Genomic DNA, 17,594 nt, shown 5'->3' on the forward strand with positions numbered 1-17,594 from the left:
GGCAAGGTCGACCGGCGCGCCCTGCCCGCGCCCGACGGCGCCGCGACGGCCGGCACGGGGCCGCGGCGGGGGCCGGCGTCGGGCGGCCGCCGCGCACGCCCCAGGAGGAGGTGCTGTGCGGGCTGTTCGCGGAACTCCTCGACGTGCCCGCCGTCACCCTCGACGACGACTTCTTCCTGCTCGGCGGCCACTCCCTGCTGGTCGTCCAGCTCGCCCAGCGGATCGAGGCCGTCTTCGGCCTGCGGCCCCCCATCCGCGACCTGTTCACCGCCTCCACCGTCGACGCCCTGAGCACCCTGCTCGCGGCGGGCGCGCAGCCGGCGGCGGACGCCGACCGGGAGGACGGCGACGAGCCGGCCGAACCGGACCTGGAGGAGGAGGTGCGGCGCCTCGGCGACGTCCGGCGCACCACCCCCGCCGGCGCCCCGGCAAGCTCCCCCGCGAGCACGCCCGCGAGCACCTCCGGCACGGCTCCCGCCTCCGCTCCGGGCGCGGCACCGTCGGCCACCCCGCGCACCGGCCGGACCTTCCTCAGCGGCGCCACCGGCTTCCTCGGCGCCTTCCTGCTGCGGGACCTGCTGGAGGCCGCCGGCGAACCGGTGGAGTGCCTGGTCCGGGCGCGCGGCGCCGGCGACGGCCACGACCGGCTGCGGGCCGCGCTGACCCGCTACGGCCTGTGGCACCCGGCGTACGAGGACCTGATCGTCCCGCTGCCCGGCGACCTGGCGGCGCCGTCCCTCGGGCTGACCGAGGCGGACCTCGCGGCCCTCAGCCGCCGGGTGGGGACGGTGATCCACAACGCCGCCGCCGTCAACGTCGTCGCCCCCTACACGGCCCTGCGCGGGCCCAACGTCCTGGGTACCCGGACGCTGCTGCGGGTGGCGGCCGACGCCCCCGCCGGGGTGTTCCACCACGTCTCCAGCACCAGCGTCTTCGCCGCCCGGCCGGGCGCCGCGCCCGTCGTCACCGAGGCCACCGCGCCCGGCCCCGTCGAGGGCCTGGCCGGCGGCTACGGACGCAGCAAGTGGGTGGCCGAGGGCGTCGTGGCCGCCGCCCGGCGCGACGGCGTGCCCGCCTCCGTCCACCGGCCCGCCCGCATCAGCGGCGACACCGCGACCGGAGCCTGCCAGGAGGACGACCTGCTGTGGCGGTTCGTCAAGGGCTGCGTGCAGGTCGGCGCGGTTCCCGTGGAGGCGGTGGAGAACACCTCCTGGGTGCCCGTCGACCACGTGAGCGCCGGGATCGTCCGGCTCGCCCTCGACCCGGACACCGCGCCGGGCTCCGACTACCACTACACCGACCCGGACGCCCCGGGGCTCCCCGAGGTCTTCGCGGCGCTGCGGCGCCAGGGCTTCGAGCTCGCGGAGGTGCCCGGCACCCGGTGGCTGGAGCAGGTCGACGCGCAGGAGGGGAACGTCGCCAAGCTGCTGCTCGACCTGCGGGCCGACGCGGAACGGGAGGCGGAACGGAACGCCGAACGGAACGGGCCGGGCGCGGAGGAGACGCTGTTCCTGCCCGTGCACGACTCCTCCCGCACCGCCGCCGCGCTCGCCCGGGTCGGCGTCCCGGCACCCCGGATCACGGTCGAGACGGTCGACCTGTACATCGACTACTTCGTACGCACCGGGTTCCTGCCCCGGCCGAAGGGCTGAGCCCTGACCACCTGACGGCCCGCCCTCCCCGGCGTGAAGGGGGAGGGCGGGCCGTTCCCGCGCCTTCCGCGGCACCGAGCCCCGGCGCCGCCTCCGGACGGGTTCGCAGAGCCGCTTGCCAACCACCCGTGGAACGGCCGGGTTTGGGCGCGGAGGCGCGGGCAAGGCGCTTCGACGAGGAAGGGAGACCACATGTCGACAGGAGCCGTCGTCGGAATCGTGGTGGCCATCATCGTCGTGGCCGCCGCCATCGCGGCGCTGACGGTGTCCAGGGGCGCGGGCGGCACCGCCGGGCTCAAGCGCCGCTTCGGGCCGGAGTACGACCGCGCCCTCGCCCGCCACGACGGCGACGCGAAGGCGGCCGGCAAGGAGCTCTCGGCGCGCGTCAAGCGGTACGGCGACCTCGACCGGCCGCAGCTGCCGCAGGCCGACCGGGAGCGGTACGAGGCGCTCTGGCACGACGTCCAGGCACGCTTCGTGGAGGAGCCCGGCCGGGCCGTCGACGAGGCCGACCGCCTCATCGCCGACCTCGCCGCCGCCCGCGGCTTCCCGCCCGCCGGCTCACCGGAGCACCTCGACGCGCTGTCCGTCCACCACGCCCACCGCGTGCAGGGCTACCGCCAGGCGCACGCGCTGGCCGAGCACACCGGGGCCGGCGGCCGCCACGACACCGAGGACCTGCGGCAGGCGCTGGTCGGCGCCCGCGACCTGTTCGAGGAGCTGGTCGGCGACGGCGCCACGGCGGCCAGGACCCCGTTGGGCCGCCGGGACGCCGTCCCCGCGACCGAGCCCGCCGCCGCGGCCGAGCCCGCCGCCGGGCCGGACGACCGGACCGCGTCCGCCACAACCGCCGCGCCCGCGGCGCCCGCGGCGCCCGCCGAACTCGCCGAGCCCGCCGAACTCGCCGAGCCCGCCGCCGACGGCGGCCCTGCCCGGGACGACGAGGCGGGGGAGGCCCATCAGCACCACTCGCTCGGCCACCGTTTCGCCGCGCTGACCGGGGTCGGCCGCAAGAGCGGCGGCCGCGACGACGGCCACCACGCGTGACCGCCGCCCCCCGGCGCGGGCGGCCCGCGGACAGGACGCGTGGCAGCCGGACCACAAACGTGAGGAGACGAGGCAGATGACCATGAAGACCCACCACGGAAGCGCCCCGGCCACCGCCGGAGCCACCACCCCCGACACGAGCGCGGACACCGCTCGGGAGACCGCACCGGAGACCACCCCCGAGAGCGAGGCGGACAGCGCGCGGGCACCCCGGGAGACGGCAGCCGCGCCCAACAGGCCCGCAGCCGAACGCGATCCCCGCACCACCGCTGACCACAGCACCGGCCACGGCACCGACCACAGCACCGGCCACGGACCGTCGACCGCCGCGCCCACCCGCACGGTGGAGGGCGGCGACCTGGCCGAACGGATGGAGCACGCCGTCGGCGGCTTCGTCGACGACCCGAAGGGCGCGGTCGCCGAGGCCGAGTCCGTACTGGACGAGGCCGCCGCCCGGCTGGTGCGGATGGTGGAGGAGCGCCGTACCTCGCTGCACGACAGCTGGCAGGGCCACCAGGGCTCCGGCTCCGACACCGAGGAGCTGCGGGTCGCGCTGACCCGGATACGGGACATGTCCCGCAAGCTGCTCGACTTCGCCTCCTGAACCGGCCGTCGTGAACCGGCCGTCCTGGACCGCCCTCGTGGAGCCGCGTTCCGCCTTCGGGACGCCGACCCCGGGACCTGACCCCGGAACACCGGCCCACGGCGGGCCGCCCCACCCTCCGCCCGTACCGCGCGGGGGGTTCGGGCGTGTGCGGGCCGGGAGGCTCGGAGCCGGGTCGGCCGGGTCGGCCGGCGGCTCACTCCTCCTTGGAGGCGTCCCGCGCGACCTTCAACGCCCACAGCACCAGCGGTACCTGCCCGGGCAGCCGGCCGTACGCGGCGGCCTTCAGAACCGGGCTCCGGTGGCGCCAGTCGTACGCCATCTTCACGTTGGCCGGGAAGACGGCCACGAAGAACCCGGCGGTCAGCAGCGCCCCGGTCCGGCGCGTGGCCGGCAGGGCGACGGCGGCGGCCAGGGCGAGTTCGGCGGCGCCGCTGGCCCGGGTCCAGGCGCGGGCACTGCCCGGAAGGGACGCCGGCACGATCGTGTCGTACGGCTTCGGCGCGGCGAAGTGCGTGACGCCCGCGCCGGCGAGCAGGCCGGCCAGCAGACGGACGGAGCGTGCGGACACCAGGGCCTCCTCGGGGCGGCGGGCGGGGCGCCCATCGCCCTTACCCGTCGGTAATATCACATCGGTGTCCGCGCCGCCGCTCCACCGGACGAACCCCATCGAGAGCCGCGCGCAGCGGAGTTCGGCCATCCGCGACGGGCGGCTCCCCGGCCTGCGGCCCGTAGGCGGCCGGTCCGGTGGCGCCCCCGCGCCGTCCGAGGAACCGCCCGGCGCCTCCGCCGGTACCCGTGCCGGGGACGGTGCCGGGGCTCAGCCCGCCGGGTGCGGCGCGGCGGTGAGGAGGGGCAGGAAGACCTCGTCCACGATCGCGGTCAGCACGCGGTCCGGCACCGGCCGCCGCGTCATCAGCATCTCGTGGCGCGTCAGGTCGGCCGGAAGGTTCACCACCCGGGGGGAGCGGTCGGCCGCCGGGATGTCGCCGCGCCGCTCGGCCTGCCGCAGCACGGCGAGCAGGACGTCGTGCATGAGGGCGGGGAACTCCGGCCCGATGTCCACCGCCTCGGCCATCAGTCCGTGGATGACGTCCGCGCCGATCTGCTCCTGCCGGGCCGCCATCCGGCGCAGCACGGTCAGCACGTCCTCGCGCAGCGAGCCGGTGTCGGGGATGTCGTCGGCGATCGAGCCGGTGCTGTGGCGCATGGCGGCGATGACGAGTTCGGCGCGGTTGCGCCAGCGGCGGTAGAGCACCTGCTTGCCGGTACGGGCCCGGGCGGCGACGCCCTCCATCGTCAGCTGCGGGTAGCCGGTCTCGGCGAGCTCGGCCCAGGCCGCCTCCAGGATCGCGGCCTCCAGCGCGTCACCGCGGCGGCGGGTGGCCGCCGGCCGCTCGCTCTCCCGCTCCCTCGGCTGTCCCACGCGTCCTCCCGTAAGAGACCTTGCGTCTCCTGTGGCGGCTATCCTATCGTCGCCCTTAGAGACGGTACGTCTCTAAGAGGAAGGTGCATCACCATGAGCGCAGCACCGCGGCCGCAACCGCCCGACGTGCCGGCGGCCCCTGCCGCCGGCGGCGAGAACCCGGCGAAGCGCGCGGACCGGCTCGACCCGGCGGTGGTGCGGCTCTGCGCCGTCCTCGTCGTCGGAGCCCTCGCGCCCCTGCTGGACAGCACCGTCGTCAACGTTGCCCTGCACACCCTCGGCCGCGACCTCGACGCACCCGTCGGCACCGTCCAGTGGGTGGTGACCGGCTACCTCCTCGCCCTGGCCGCGGTCATCCCCGTCACCGGCTGGACGGTCGCCCGGTTCGGGGCCCGCCGCACCTGGCTGACCGCGCTGCTGGTGTTCCTCGCCGGCTCGGCGCTCTGCGGGATCGCCCGCGACGTGCCGGAGCTCATCGTCTTCCGGGTCGTCCAGGGCGTCGGCGGAGGCCTGATGCTGCCGGTCCTCCAGACGCTGGTGCTGCGCGCCGCCGGACGGGACCGGATCGGGCGGGTGATGGCCGTGGTGACCCTGCCCGCGCTGGTCGGCCCGATCCTCGGGCCCGTCCTCGGCGGCCTGATCGCCGGCCATGCGAGCTGGCGCTGGATCTTCCTGCTCAACGTCCCGCTGTGCGCGCTCGCGCTGCTGCTGGCCTGGCGGACGGTGCCCGCCGACCCGCCCGCCGAGCGCCGCCCGCTCGACCTGACCGGACTGGTGCTGCTGCCGCCCGCGCTCGCCGCGGTCGTCTACGGGCTGGCCCGGGTCGGCGGTCGCGCCCCGCTCGCGGGCTTCGGAGCGGCGGACGTCCTGCTCCCGCTCGTCGCGGGCGTCCTCCTGCTCGCCGCCTTCGCCCGGCACGCCACCCGGACGCCGACGCCGCTGCTCAACCTCCGGCTGCTGCGCACCCGTTCCTTCACCGCCTCCGCGGCGCTGCTCTTCCTGTCCGGCTTCGGGCTGTTCGGCGCGATGCTGCTGCTTCCGCTCTACTACCAGCAGGTGCGCGGCCAGGGCGTGATCGCCGCCGGGCTGCTGCTGGCCCCGCAGGGCCTGGGCAGCCTGCTCGCCCGCGGCGCCGGCCGGCTCACCGACCGGCTCGGCCCGCGGCCGGTCGTCCTCGCCGCGACCGCGGTCACCGCGCTGGGCACCGTCCCCTTCCTGTTCGCCGGACCGCACACCGGGACGCTGCCGCTGTCGGCCGCGCTGGTGCTGCGCGGCGCCGGACTCAGCGCGGCGAACATGGCGGTGATGGCCGGCGCCTTCCGGGACCTGGAACCGTCGCAGATCCCCGACGGCAGCGGCCTGACCCGGATCGCCCAGCAACTCGGGGGCTCCTTCGGCACCGCGCTCCTCGCGGTGCTGCTGGAACGCGGGGTGGCGGCCCACTCCACGGTGACCGCGTTCCAGAACACCTTCGGGTGGGCGCTGGCCTTCACGCTGCTCGCCGCACTGCCGGCGCTGCTGCTGCCACGGACACGCAGGGGCCGCCCCAGGACCGCCCCCGCACGCCCCGGAAGCCGCGGCTAACCTGGCGCCATGACCTTGCGTGATGCCCTTCCCGTGCGTACGGACGCGATGCTGGACGACCTCCGGACGCTCGTCGAGACCGAGTCCCCGTCGCGCGACCCCGAGGCCCTGGCCACCTCGGCCCGGGCCGTCGCCGCGCTCGTCGAGAGCCGGCTCGGCGGGCGGGCCACCGTCATCGCCAACGAGGGCGGATCGCACGTCCACTGGTCCGGCGGCGGCGACCCGAAGGTGCTGCTCCTCGGCCACCACGACACCGTCTTCCCGCTCGGCACCCTCGCCCGGCGGCCGTTCGCGGTACGGGACGGCCGGGCGACCGGCCCCGGCGTCTTCGACATGCTGGGCGGCCTGGTGCAGGGCGTCCACGGCCTGGCCGCGCTGGACGACCTGTCGGGCGTCGAACTGCTGGTGACCGCCGACGAGGAGGTCGGCTCCCGGTCCTCCCGGGCCCTGCTGGAGGAGCGCGCGCTCGCCTGCGGCGCCGTGCTCGTGCTGGAGGGCGCCGCCGACGGAGGGGGCCTGAAGACCGCCCGCAAGGGCTGCGGCACCTTCACCGTCACCATCACCGGCCGGGCCGCGCACGCCGGCCTCGAACCGGAGACCGGGGTGAACGCCCTCGTGGAGGCCGCCCACCAGGTGCTCGCCATCGCCGCGTTCGGCCGCCCCGAGGCCGGCACCACCGTCGTGCCCTCCGTCGCGGCCGCGGGCACGGCGTCGAACGTGGTCCCCGCGCAGGCCACCGTCGCCGTGGACGTCCGCGTCGAGACGGCGGAGGAGAAGGAGCGCGTCGAGGCCGCGTTCGCGGGGCTCACCCCGTACCTCGAAGGGGCCCTGGTCGAGGTCAGGGGGGCGGTCGACCGCCCGCCGATGCCCGAGTCCGCCGCCACCGGACTCTTCGCGCTGGCACGGACGCTGCTCCCCGGCGTCGAGGGCCGGGCGGTCGGCGGCGGCAGCGACGGCAACTTCACCGCCGCGCTGGGGGTACCCACCCTCGACGGCCTCGGCGCGGTCGGCGGCGGCGCACACGCCGACCACGAGTACCTGCTGGTCGACGCGATGGCCGAGCGGGCCGACCTCGTCACCGGCCTGGTCCGCGCGATCCGCAACGGCTGAGCGGCTCAGGGCGAAGGCTGCCAGAAGGGGGCCAGGGCGCACTTCATGTAGTGGGTCCGGGCCCAGCGCCGCCACAGCGTGTCCCGGACACCCCTCGGGGGGGACTGGAAGCGGTCGCACTCCGGGCAGCCGGGGCGCGGCTCGGGGACGGTGGCGTGGTCGTCCAGGTGGTGGGTGGCCCAGCCGTACAGGACGGCACCGGGGTTGGGGGTCCGCGGGTCGGTGAAGCGGCGGTGCATGCGGCGGCACTCGATGCACCCGGGCACGAGGGCGCCGGCCGGCACGCCCGCGCCGACCCGCTGCGGCTCGGTCATGCGGTACGGCGCCGGGCGGTGGGACGGCCGGCGCGGCGCGGCGCGGTGCCGGGTGCGGCCGCGGGCGCGGAGACCGCCGGGACGACGGGGAGTGCGGCCCACACCGTCCGGCCGCCCGGGCCGGGCGGGGAGACCCCCCACGCCGAGCTGAGCCGCGCCACCTCGGCGAATCCCGCGGACGCCAGGGGAGTTGACGGGCCGGGGTGGTGTACGGCGCAGACCACCGACCCGGCGCGGTGGGCCAGAGCGACCCAAGCACCCGGCGCCGGGGCGGAGTCGCCCTCCCGGCCCGCGTGCCGGACCGCGTGGCCGACGAGTTCCCCGGCCACGGCCGCCACCGCCTCGGCGGCCCGCTCCAGGGACCAGGCGGCCAGCGTTCGGCGCGCGAACAGCCGTGCACGGTCCGGGCTTTCGGGGGAGACGTCGAAGTGCAGCAGCGCGAAGTCCTCGTCGCCCAGGGCGTGCGCGATGCTCCAGTCCTCGCCGCGTACGCCCGCCGTGGGGCGCCGAGCCGGGCGCGGACGGGCGGCGGCGCGGGCCGGGTCGGCGGCGGTTGTCGTCCGGGCGGTCAGTGGTGTCACCCCTCCGAGGGAAGCAGTCGGCGGTGGGCGGGGCGGCGGCCCAGGCCCAGTATGTTCGCTCCGCCGACAACCCGCAATTGTACGGACGCGGTGCGTCACCGACGCCGGTCCGCGTCGTCACGGGTGCCGCCGGGTGCCGGTGGCGCGGCCGGGGGGCCGCGCCGCGCCGAGGAGGCGGGCGGTGTGCGATGTGGGAGAACCGTACGCGAGTCAGCGGGATCTCGGGTGCCTCCTGGTGCAAGAGCGCGCGAAGCGACACCGGCGGAAACCGTGCGGGGACGGCCGATCTCGGCAATGGCCGGGTGGGAAAAGGGAATTCCCTTTTTCCGGACGGACGATCCGTACTGGTTGTCGATCGGTCCGGCCCGGGTGGAGTCCGTCACCGCGGCCATGACCGGCGCCTGTGGCGGTCCGCCCGACCGGCCATACCGGCCCGGCCGGGGAAACGGCCGGGGAAACGGTCCGGGAAACAGCCGGGGAAACGGCTGGAATTCGCCCCGGAGAGCGGGCGGCGGGGAAATCCAGGGTGCAATACTGACCCGGTTCGCCATCTCTCAGGAGACGTCATGCCCGCACAGCGTCGGCCCGTTTCACCGGTGGAGACCCTGCGAGACCATCCCCACCTGGGTCCCACGGCATTGGCCCGGGTGCTGGGGCGGTACCTGCGGGAGACGCGGGAGGTGTGCGGTTTCTCCGCCAAGGAGGTGGCCGCCGCCCTCCGCGCCAGCGTCACGAAGGTCTCCCGGATGGAGACCGCCAAGTCCCCGCTGGGGGTCCGCGACGTGGCGCTGCTCCTGGAGATGTTCGGCGTCCCGGACGAGGAGAGCGTCCATGTCCTCGCGCTGGTCGAGCAGTCGACGCGCTCCGAGTGGTTCCACCCCTACGCGGCAGCGCTGCGGCACTGGGTGCTGCCGCTGCTCGGGCTCGAAGGCGACGCCCAGGTGATCCGCACCTTCGAACCGCACTTCGTGCCCGGGCTGCTCCAGACCGAGGAGTACGCGCGGGCGGTGGCCGCCACCAGCCCGATACTGCGCGACGACGCCACCGTCGAGGCGCGGGTGCGGGTCCGGCGGGAGCGGCAGGACCGGTTGCTGCGGGAGGGCGGCCCGGAGCTGTGGATGCTGCTGGACGAGGCGGTGCTGTGGCGGCCGGTCGGCGGACGCGAGGTGATGCGGCGCCAACTGGAGCACGTGCTGCGGGTGATGGCGGACGGGTCGGTGATCGTGCAGGTCGCCGGGTACGAGGCGACGGCGGTGGTGACCCCGGGCGGCGCCGCGACCCAACTCCGCTTCGCCGACCGGTTCCTGCCCGACATGCTGTACCTGGAACGCTCCAACGACGGCGTCTGGCTGGAGGACGACGCCGCCGTCGAGGACTACCGCGCCCTCCTGGACCAGCTCAGCGCCATCGCGAAAGGCCGTGGGTTCACGTTTTCTGGAGGGGACTCGTAGCCGAACTCACGGATCGTGCCTCTAGAACGGTACCGGAGCAGGCCTGGGTTTCTCCGAGCCTGCCGAACTGAGGGGCACTGGCGGAACCCGCTGCTCAGCGGATAGTTGGCCGGTCGTCAGGGTGTTCGTTTCCCATCCTCATACGGAAGTGCCCGGGAGGTAGAGCGCAGCGAGGCGGGGCAGTCGGCGGTGCATCTGCTCGTCGTCGAAGTCGAAGTCCTCGCCCATGTCCTGCTCGGCCTGCTCGTAAGGTCGGGCCTTGCGGTACTGGTCCCATGCCTCGTAGAAGTCGTGCCTGTCACCGGTCAGTCGTCCGAAGGCATCTGCGGCGGCGTAGTTCACTTCTTCGTCGAAGAGGACGTGGTCCTTGCCCGCCTCCGCTGCTGCGGCGATGAGTGGGTGCTCAGCCAGGCTGTCGGGATTGGCGGCTACGCGCTCATACCAGGCCTGGCCTTCGGCAATGACGCCGGCGCGGAAGTCGGTGAAGCTGTCGTCCGAGCAGCCGCCGCCGATCAGGTATGCCGCTGCCCAGACGTCCCAGCGATACAGGGCGCCATGGAGTGCGTCGAAGCGCTCCTGGTACTTGAGGATCTCGCGCTTCGAACGTGCCGTCAGTGTTTCGACCAGTGTCCGGTCGAAGGAGCCTTCCGCCGTGGTACGCGAGCGAGCGGCCTGTATGAGCTGCCAGAAGTCTTCCGTTTCCATGACCGGCCACTCTGCCATCCAGGTCCGACGGACGCCCGTGGGCCCACTGCTGGGAAATGTCCCCTGTCCATTGCGGAAGCGGGACTGGGCTGGGTCTCGCTCAGCTCAAGAGGCCCCTGCGATTCAGCAAGTTCATGAGTTCGATGCGTGCCTCAAGGAAGGCGTCACGAGCCCCAGACAGGTCGGCCAACGTCTGCTGGTGCCGCTCGGGGTCAGAGCGCTTCCACTCCGGGGGGACCTCGACGTAGGCCGGGGGGCTGGAGCCGTTGTCCGGGTCGTGCATGCGTCGAGTTCGTTGATCAGTCGGCGGAGGCTGTCCATGAACGTAGCGTGCGCGTCCGCCAGCTCAGGATCGCGGAATTGATGTCGTTGTCGGTGATGAGGGCGTCCCAGGCCGCGTCGATCGCTCGCGTGATGTCCGCCTTGACCCTGCGCATCGTTGGCCGGCCTTGGAGCATGCGGAGCCAGGACGCGCCAAAGGGCATCGCAGCGAGAATCCGTTGCGTCTTGGACCGGTCCGCGGTGTTCCCGTGGAGTGCGATGGACTCCTCGGTCGCCCGATGCACGCCGCTGTCGTCAGCAGTTGGGGCTCCGATGGCCATCCACCCTGCGGACAAACGGCGGTGAGCCTCCTGGCGGCTCCAGAGAACAGTCTGGTCTCCCCGTCGCACGGGGACAGCGAGAGCTGGGACCAGCGGCGAGTCCTTCCTGATAGGCGGCGGAATCACGAACGGGCGCGCGCTGGCGAGCTGAGCCGGGATGTCAATGCTCAACACGCCCTTGTCGTTCCCGCACTCGACCCATTTCAGCTCCAGGCCCTCAATGTGTGGGTAGACCCGCTCGTCGATCAGCTTGCGGTACGTCTCCGTGTCGACCAGCGTCCGTGGGACTGCGTTGACTTCCGAGACGGTCTCCACCTGGGTCGGGTATCGCGGGCCGGGGCATGCCCGCCTGGTGGGCCGGTGGATCAGGACCCGGCCGATATGGGAGTCGCGCGGCGACTTCCAGCGCTCGGCGCGCTCGGCGCTGGCGTCCGGCGAGCTGACCGGGCAGCAGTTCGAGGTGCGCTGGCGGTCCCTGGAGGTGCCGGGGGCCGGCACCGACCCGGCGGACCGGCTGGCCCGGGCGCGGCGGGCGGCACTCGGCAGCGCCGCGGGGACGGCACCCGGCCGGTCCGGGGCGATCGGAGCGGCTCTGGCGCAGGGACTGGCGCTGCCCTGGGCCGTCTACGGCCTGGTCGGGCACCGGACGCTGGGCGCGGACCAGGTGATGCCCTTCGGCCTGCACGAGGTGGCGCTGGCCGTGCGGTTCGCGCACTGGGCCGTCTTCGGGTTCGTGTTCGGCTGCTTCTACCCGGTGCTGCGGGGCGCGACCCCGGTGGCGAAGGCGGCGGCGCTGCTGCTCGCGGTCGTTCCGGTCGAGGTGCTGCCGACGGCGATGCTCGCCGTCGACCCGCAGTACAGCGCCGATCCGTCCTGGCGGGGGCTGGCGCTGGGCTGCGCGGGGGTGGCCGGGCAGTCGTTCGTGGTGTGCGTGGGCATGGGCCTGGTGTGGGAGGCCCGGTTGGCTCGGACGGCGGGCGTGTCCTGGGGCCAGCTGCGGGACTTCCGGCGGGTCTCCTCGTTCACCGTCCCGGCCGGTACGGTCCTGGTGGCCGCCGCGACCGCCTTCGCCATCGCCGTCGCGGGCAGTTGGGCCGAGCAGGCGGTCCTGGCACCCCGGTCGTCCGCCTCCTCCCATGCCACGCCGTCCGTCTCCCCGTCCGTCTCCCTGCCCGGCAGCGCGCCGTAGCCCCCGGCGCAGAGCCAGCCGTGGACCTTGCCGGGACTCTTCGAGGGCCTTCGGGGGCCTCAGGGGATGCGGGCCACCCCGCCGTACTCGATCCACTCCATGCTCGGCTGTTTCGGCGCCAGCTCGTTGTCCGCCCGCCAGGTGGAGACCTCGACCAGGCCCGGGGGGACCAGCTCCAGCCCGGCGAGGAAGCCCTGGACGTCCTCCTCCGTGCGCACCCGGCCCCAGGTGCCGCCGGTCGCCTCGGCCATGAAGTCGGTGACGGCGCGCCGGGTCAGCTCGTCGTCGCTGACGAGCTGGCAGACCACCAGGTAGCTCCCGGAGGGCAGCCGGTCGCGGACCCGGGCCACCACGCCGGCCGGGTCGTCGCTGTCGGGGATGCAGTGCAGGACGGACACGAAGAGGGCCGCCACCGGCTCGTCCGGACGGATCAGCCGCTTCAGCTCGGCGCTCTCCCAGATCGCGTCCGGGTCCCGGAAGTCGGCGCGCAGCACCGCGGTGTCGCCCTTGTGCTGGAGCAGCGCCCGGCCGTGTGCCAGGACGATCGGGTCGTTGTCGACGTAGACGACGCGGGCGTCGGGGTGGACGCGCTGGGCGATCTCGTGGACGTTGTCCATGGCGGGCAGGCCGGAGCCGTGGTCCACGAACTGCCTGATGCCGAAGTCCTCGGCGAGGACCCGTACCACCCGCCGCAGGAAGTCGCGGTTGTTGAGGGCCAGTACCTTCATGCTCGGCACCTGCTGGAGAAGCTGCTCGGTCGCCTCACGGTCAGCCGGGTAGTTGTCCTTGCCGTCCAGCAGGTAGTCGTACATGCGCGCCACGCTCGGCACGGTCACGTCGATCCTGTCCAGCATGTTCCGCGGTCCTGTCACTCATGTGGCCCCGTACGGCCCCGACCCGAGTCCGGCCCGTCGCCGGCGCTTCCGTATACACACAGCCGGTGTCCCACCGGCCCCTCGCCGACCTCCAGCCGGCCCCTTGCCCCTGACCCGCATCCGGCCCGGCCCCCTGCCGCCGACGTGGGACGCATGATGACGGGGCACGGCGCGCGCCCGCACACCCCGGGGATCGTTTCCGGTCACCGCGGGCCCAGGGCCCTTTGCCTCAGCAGGGCGGACGGCGGGCGGCGCCCGGGCCCGCGGCGGCACCGCTCAGCGTGCGCCGGGCCGCCGCGAGGTTGCTGACCACCGTGGAGACGTCCAGTCCCAGCAGGCCCGCCGACTCCGCGGTGCCCAGCGTGAGCTTGTGGCGCAGTATCACCAGGTCGGCCTGGAGCGGCGGCAGCATCCGCTGCAGCGCCTCGGACTCGCCGGCGGCCGCCGGGGCGCGCAGCGCGGCGCGTACCCGGTCGCCGAGCAGGTCCCAGGCCAGCGCGGCGGGCGAACCGGACAGCGCCTGCTTCCAGTTGACGGCCAGGTCGCCGAGCGCCTCGGCCACCGCGCGGTCGGCGAGGGCCTCCTGCCGGATACGGACCCGCGCGTAGGCGCGGTAGCGGGCGTTGTGCAGCTGGCAGAACGCGCGGTACTCCAGGGGCAGCGCTATGGGCGCCGGCGGGTCAGGCGGGGCCGGCGGGGCCGGCGGGGCGCGGCGGCCGCCGGGGCGGCCCGGCGTACGGCGCGCACGCCCCGCGCGGGGGTGGTGCGGAGGGGGTCATGGTCCTCACACAGGTTCTGGCGGAGGGACGGGGCGCCGCGGCGGCGGGTCCTGCCCGGCCGGGCAGGACGCGGGTCGGCCGGACGCACCCTCGTACGGTCGGAGGGCGGGGCTGGTTCAGATGGTCAGGGGTTCGGGCGGGCGGGGTTCGGGCTGGACCGGTCCGGGGCGCGGGCCGGGGCGCGGGGTCGGCGGTTCGGGGCAGGCCGGGCGCGGCCTACGGGACGGGCGGGTCGAGTACGCTCCGCGCGGCGTCGGGGTCGCCCTCGCCCAGCGTCGGGAACGCCCCGCACGAGGCGAGGAAGCTGTAGTGGACGGCCTGCCACAGCGGCTTGATGTCGCCCGGCACGCCGCCCAGCACGGCGACGAGCCGGCTGGTCGCGGGCCACCACGGGACGCCGTCGCCCGCCAGCAGATCGTTGACGGACTCCAGCGGCAGTCCCGTACCCCCGGCCCGCGCCAACTCCTCGTACGACGGCCCCCCGGCCGCCAGGTGCAGGCCGCGCAGCGCGCCGCGCAGCCGTTCCGCGGCCGCCTCCACCGTGGAACGGGCCGTCGGCGTCATGCAGTTGGCCGCCTCCCACAGCACGCGCACGTCCCGCGGGTCGGCCGCGAAGACCTCCGCCAGCGTCTCGACCACCTGCCACGAGGGCAGCCGCTCCCCGGTGAAGATGCGCGACAGGTAGGACGGCGACACGTCCGCCTTCTCGGCGGCCGCCTGGACCGTCAGGCCGCTGCGGCGGTGCAGGAAGGACAGGGCCGCGGCCAGCTTGGCCGCCGCGCGGGAGACCTGCTCGTCCTGTGCGGGCGCCGCGCCGCGGGCCGCCGCGGTGTCGAGGGTGCCGCGGCCGTGCGCCGCGGCGACCGGCTCCGCCGTCGCGGGCCGCCCGGCCCGCAGCTCCAGCCGGCGCTTCACCCGGTCCGGCTTCCAGCGGCTCTGGGCCGCGGCCGTGCTCACCTTGGCCGCCGCGGCGACCTCCCGCCACGGCGCCCCGGCCGCCCTGGCGTCGTGGACCGCCGCGAGCTGGAAGTCCTCCACCGCGCGGACCAGCCGGTCGGCCAGTTCCATCGCCGACTCCAGGTCCCGGCCGCCGTGTTGCGCGTCAAGCAGCCGGGAGGCGGTCTGGTGGATCTCCTCGGCGAGGACGGGGGCGATCGGCCGGCGGTCGCTCCCGGTGGGAGGGCCGGCCGTCCTCGCGGCGCGGCGGCGCTGCCGCCGGGCGGCCAGCTGGCAGATGTCGCCGCAGTAGAGGCGGTTGCGGCCGCGCTTGGGCTGCACGACCTCGCGCCCGCACTGCGGGCAGTGGTCCTTGGCGGTGTTCATGTGCGTGAGTTCCTCGATCGGCGCGATTTCGTCCCCCGTCCCCTGCACCACACGGGTCGTCTGGTACGGCGCGCGGCCGAAGCCCGCCGTACCCTTCGGCCGCGCCGCCGGCGGGCTGCCGGGACCTCCCGGCCGCGTCGCACCTCGGCCCCCGGCCGCACCTCGGCCCCACGCCGGGTTGCCGCGGGCCGTGCCGGGTCGCTCCGGGCGGAGACCGGCTCGGCGGTCGCCGCCGGACGGATGGCGGACGGACGGCGGACGGAAGGACCGGCGGACGGCGGGTGTCGGCGTGCGGCGTGCCTGACAAGTCACAGGCCGCCGCCGGCAGGGCTGCGGCGCCGCGCCGAGTGCTACGGTCGGGAACCGGTCGGGCGGGCACGGTCCGGCCCGGTGGAACACAGTGGGACGCGGAGACCCTTCCTGGTTTTCCTGGCTTTCGTGGTTTCTTGTCGTCTCGGTCGTTCGTGTGGTGCTCGTCGGTACTCGGCTTTCCTGTCGATCCCGGCGTGTCCCGGGTTCGACTTCCGTGCAGGAAGCCCCGGGCCCGGTTGGTAGCCGCCCGGGGCCTTCTTGTCGTTGGACGGTAGCGCGTCGGAGCCGCCTCCTTCCATCTCGACGGTTCGAAATATGAAGAATCGCGGATCGTGGCCGTAATCCAAGGGGTGAGAACGACGCTCCGCGAATCATTCATTTGCACCTGCAATTGCGGAAGGCGCGCTTATTGGCGATCCGGTCGAAGAGGTGGCGTAAAACGATCGACTTCGATCAGCCAAGGAAAAGTTCGGACGGATCTGGTCGGGTGGATGGGTTCCTCATCCCCGTTCGACCCGGCGCATCGCCGCCGACCTGCGGCGGCGTGCCGCAGGTCCGGACGCCCAGGGCATCGGTCGCGTTCCGACAGGCCCGATCAATCCGATCAGCTCGGTCGCCCCGGTCGCCCCGGTCGCCCCGGTCGCCCCGGTCGCCCCGGTCGCCCCGGTCGCCCCGGTCGCCCCGGTCACCCCGGTCACCCCGGTCGAACCCGGTTGATCGGCCCGGCCCTTCGATCTGACGCTGCGACACTCCGTCAACCGGACTGCGGAGCGAAGACCGGAACGGGGGCGGTGTCAGTCGTATGACCAGGCGTCAGAACGGCTACGGGGCGCACCCGTCCACCCGTGCCCGTGTCCGCGACCGTGTCCGCGACCGTGCTTCGCGGGGCGTTCGCCCAGAACGCGGCCTCGACCACGCTCCGCCGGCGACGCCGCCGGGCTCGTGGGCGGATGGGCGGACGCGCAGGAGCGGCACCGGCGCGGCGGGCCGGGGTGCGCGGGCAGGCTCGTCACCTCGGCGGGTTCGGCAGCACCGTCCGCTGTCAACCGTCGTGGGGCCCGACGCCGACGCCGACGCTCACGTCGGCGCCGACGCGGCGCCGACACCGAGTCCCGTCCGTCCCGTCCCCACGCCGACGGGCCGACGGGCCGACGCCGCGGTGGCCGTCTGCCGACGGGAGCCGGCCGGCCGACGGATGGGAACCCTCGCCAGCGGTGGGCCGCACAGGCAGGAGCCGTCACCGCCGCGACGAGAGCGCGCCCCGGACCTTTGGTGCTCCCGCCGACGCGCGGCCCATGGCGGAGATCGTCGGGGGCGGGAGCACCACTGTCCTGCTGCCGGGGCTGAGCCGGCGCCGGCAGCAGGGACGGTGGGCCGGTGGGCCGGTGGGCCGGACCTCGGGTGTGGGAGCCCGGAGCGTCAGCCCTCGCGGCCGTGCTCGATGGCCAGGACGTGCTCGACGGCCTTGACCAGGACCTGCTGGACCGACTCGCGGCTGCGGGCGTCGCAGAGCAGCACCGGGACCTTCGGGTTGAGGCTGAGCGCGGTGCTCACCGTTTCGGTCGGGTAGCGGCGCGCCCCCTCGAAGCAGTTGACGGCGACCACGAACGGCAGCGCCCGCCGTTCGAAGTAGTCGACGGCCGGGAAGGACGAGGCGAGCCGGCGGGTGTCCGCCAGCACCACGGCGCACAGTGCCCCGGCGGCGAGTTCGTCCCACATGAACCAGTAGCGGTCCTGTCCCGGCGTACCGAAGAGGAAGAGCGCCAGCTTCTTGTGGATGGTGATCCGGCCGAAGTCCATGGCGACGGTGGTGGTCGTCTTCCGCTCCACCCCGGAGAGATCGTCGACGCCCTCGCTGGAGCGGGTGAGCGTCTCCTCGGTGTGGAACGGGGTGATCTCGCTGACCGCGGCGACCAGCGTGCTCTTCCCGGCTCCGAAGCCACCGGCCACCAGGATCTTGACCGCCTCCGGCAGATCCCCGTCCGCGGCCGTACCCCCGGCCCCCAGCCCGCCTGACATCATGCCCGTGCCTTTCCCAGG

At 74.7% G+C, this 17,594-nt stretch carries 17 protein-coding genes; 7 read left to right on the forward strand and 10 right to left on the reverse strand.

Annotation, left to right across the window (positions count from 1 at the left end; all coding sequences use genetic code 11):
• Positions 1-110: 110 nt before the first annotated feature.
• The 3 genes from BS72_RS36715 (at position 111) to BS72_RS32685 (ending at position 3,303) form a co-directional block, all read left to right on the forward strand.
• Positions 111-1,652 (forward strand): thioester reductase domain-containing protein, encoded by a 1,542-nt coding sequence (locus BS72_RS36715; protein WP_078901578.1) that lies wholly within the window; start codon positions 111-113, stop codon positions 1,650-1,652.
• A 192-nt stretch (positions 1,653-1,844) separates the two neighbouring features.
• Positions 1,845-2,699: a hypothetical protein gene (locus BS72_RS32680; protein WP_051951527.1), complete on the forward strand. Its 855-nt coding sequence runs from the start codon at positions 1,845-1,847 to the stop codon at positions 2,697-2,699.
• Positions 2,700-2,775: 76 nt separating this feature from the next.
• Positions 2,776-3,303, forward strand: coding sequence for a hypothetical protein (locus BS72_RS32685; RefSeq protein ID WP_051951529.1), 528 nt, complete (start codon positions 2,776-2,778; stop codon positions 3,301-3,303).
• Positions 3,304-3,499: 196 nt separating this feature from the next.
• Here BS72_RS32685 and BS72_RS23245 read toward each other — a convergent pair whose 3' ends face one another.
• Entirely contained in the window at positions 3,500-3,874 is a 375-nt protein-coding gene (locus BS72_RS23245; RefSeq protein ID WP_232792507.1) for a DoxX family protein, read from the reverse strand.
• A gap of 249 nt (positions 3,875-4,123) precedes the next feature.
• Entirely contained in the window at positions 4,124-4,729 is a 606-nt protein-coding gene (locus BS72_RS23250) for a TetR/AcrR family transcriptional regulator (RefSeq protein WP_037913240.1), read from the reverse strand.
• Positions 4,730-4,822: 93 nt separating this feature from the next.
• On the opposite strand from BS72_RS23250, the gene BS72_RS23255 reads away from it, so the two are divergent.
• Positions 4,823-6,313, forward strand: coding sequence for an MDR family MFS transporter (locus BS72_RS23255; RefSeq protein ID WP_078901579.1), 1,491 nt, complete (start codon positions 4,823-4,825; stop codon positions 6,311-6,313).
• Between the two features lie 9 nt (positions 6,314-6,322).
• Positions 6,323-7,423: a M20 family metallopeptidase gene (locus BS72_RS23260; RefSeq protein WP_051951533.1), complete on the forward strand. Its 1,101-nt coding sequence runs from the start codon at positions 6,323-6,325 to the stop codon at positions 7,421-7,423.
• Positions 7,424-7,428: 5 nt separating this feature from the next.
• On the opposite strand, the gene BS72_RS23265 is transcribed toward BS72_RS23260, so the two are convergent.
• Entirely contained in the window at positions 7,429-7,737 is a 309-nt protein-coding gene (locus BS72_RS23265) for a hypothetical protein (protein WP_037913245.1), read from the reverse strand.
• Positions 7,734-8,318, reverse strand: a complete 585-nt coding sequence (locus BS72_RS32690; RefSeq protein ID WP_051951536.1) for an ATP-binding protein — start codon at positions 8,316-8,318, stop codon at positions 7,734-7,736. Before BS72_RS32690 ends, BS72_RS23265 begins: the two co-directional genes overlap by 4 nt.
• 566 nt (positions 8,319-8,884) lie before the next feature.
• On the opposite strand from BS72_RS32690, the gene BS72_RS23275 reads away from it, so the two are divergent.
• Positions 8,885-9,769, forward strand: coding sequence for a helix-turn-helix domain-containing protein (locus tag BS72_RS23275; protein ID WP_107498860.1), 885 nt, complete (start codon positions 8,885-8,887; stop codon positions 9,767-9,769).
• A gap of 138 nt (positions 9,770-9,907) precedes the next feature.
• On the opposite strand, the gene BS72_RS23280 is transcribed toward BS72_RS23275, so the two are convergent.
• Together BS72_RS23280 and BS72_RS23290 are read right to left on the reverse strand one after the other, a co-directional pair.
• Complete coding sequence (locus BS72_RS23280) at positions 9,908-10,474, reverse strand: DUF4240 domain-containing protein (RefSeq protein WP_037917309.1); 567 nt, start codon at positions 10,472-10,474, stop codon at positions 9,908-9,910.
• 299 nt (positions 10,475-10,773) lie between these two features.
• Positions 10,774-11,391 (reverse strand): hypothetical protein, encoded by a 618-nt coding sequence (locus BS72_RS23290; protein ID WP_037913250.1) that lies wholly within the window; start codon positions 11,389-11,391, stop codon positions 10,774-10,776.
• Positions 11,392-11,428: 37 nt separating this feature from the next.
• Between BS72_RS23290 and BS72_RS23295 the strand changes: the two genes are divergently transcribed.
• The gene (locus BS72_RS23295; RefSeq protein WP_037913252.1) at positions 11,429-12,265 is read left to right on the forward strand and encodes a hypothetical protein; all 837 of its coding nucleotides are present in this window, start codon (positions 11,429-11,431) and stop codon (positions 12,263-12,265) included.
• A 59-nt stretch (positions 12,266-12,324) separates the two neighbouring features.
• Here BS72_RS23295 and BS72_RS23300 read toward each other — a convergent pair whose 3' ends face one another.
• The 4 genes from BS72_RS23300 to BS72_RS23315 all read right to left on the reverse strand — a co-directional run bounded on the left by BS72_RS23300 (position 12,325) and on the right by BS72_RS23315 (position 17,573).
• On the reverse strand, positions 12,325-13,119 hold the full coding sequence (locus BS72_RS23300) for an SAM-dependent methyltransferase (RefSeq protein ID WP_037913255.1): 795 nt from the start codon (positions 13,117-13,119) through the stop codon (positions 12,325-12,327).
• 250 nt (positions 13,120-13,369) lie between these two features.
• Positions 13,370-13,702 carry an RNA polymerase sigma factor sigma-70 region 4 domain-containing protein gene (locus tag BS72_RS23305; RefSeq protein ID WP_037913257.1) on the reverse strand — a complete coding sequence of 111 codons (333 nt, stop codon included), beginning with the start codon at positions 13,700-13,702 and terminating at the stop codon, positions 13,370-13,372.
• A gap of 433 nt (positions 13,703-14,135) precedes the next feature.
• On the reverse strand, positions 14,136-15,242 hold the full coding sequence (locus BS72_RS32695) for a helix-turn-helix domain-containing protein (RefSeq protein ID WP_051951542.1): 1,107 nt from the start codon (positions 15,240-15,242) through the stop codon (positions 14,136-14,138).
• A gap of 1,731 nt (positions 15,243-16,973) precedes the next feature.
• The gene (locus BS72_RS23315) at positions 16,974-17,573 is read right to left on the reverse strand and encodes a GTP-binding protein (protein WP_198546025.1); all 600 of its coding nucleotides are present in this window, start codon (positions 17,571-17,573) and stop codon (positions 16,974-16,976) included.
• Positions 17,574-17,594 lie beyond the last annotated feature (21 nt).

Source organism: Actinacidiphila yeochonensis CN732, assembly GCF_000745345.1.
GTDB lineage: Bacteria > Actinomycetota > Actinomycetes > Streptomycetales > Streptomycetaceae > Actinacidiphila > Actinacidiphila yeochonensis.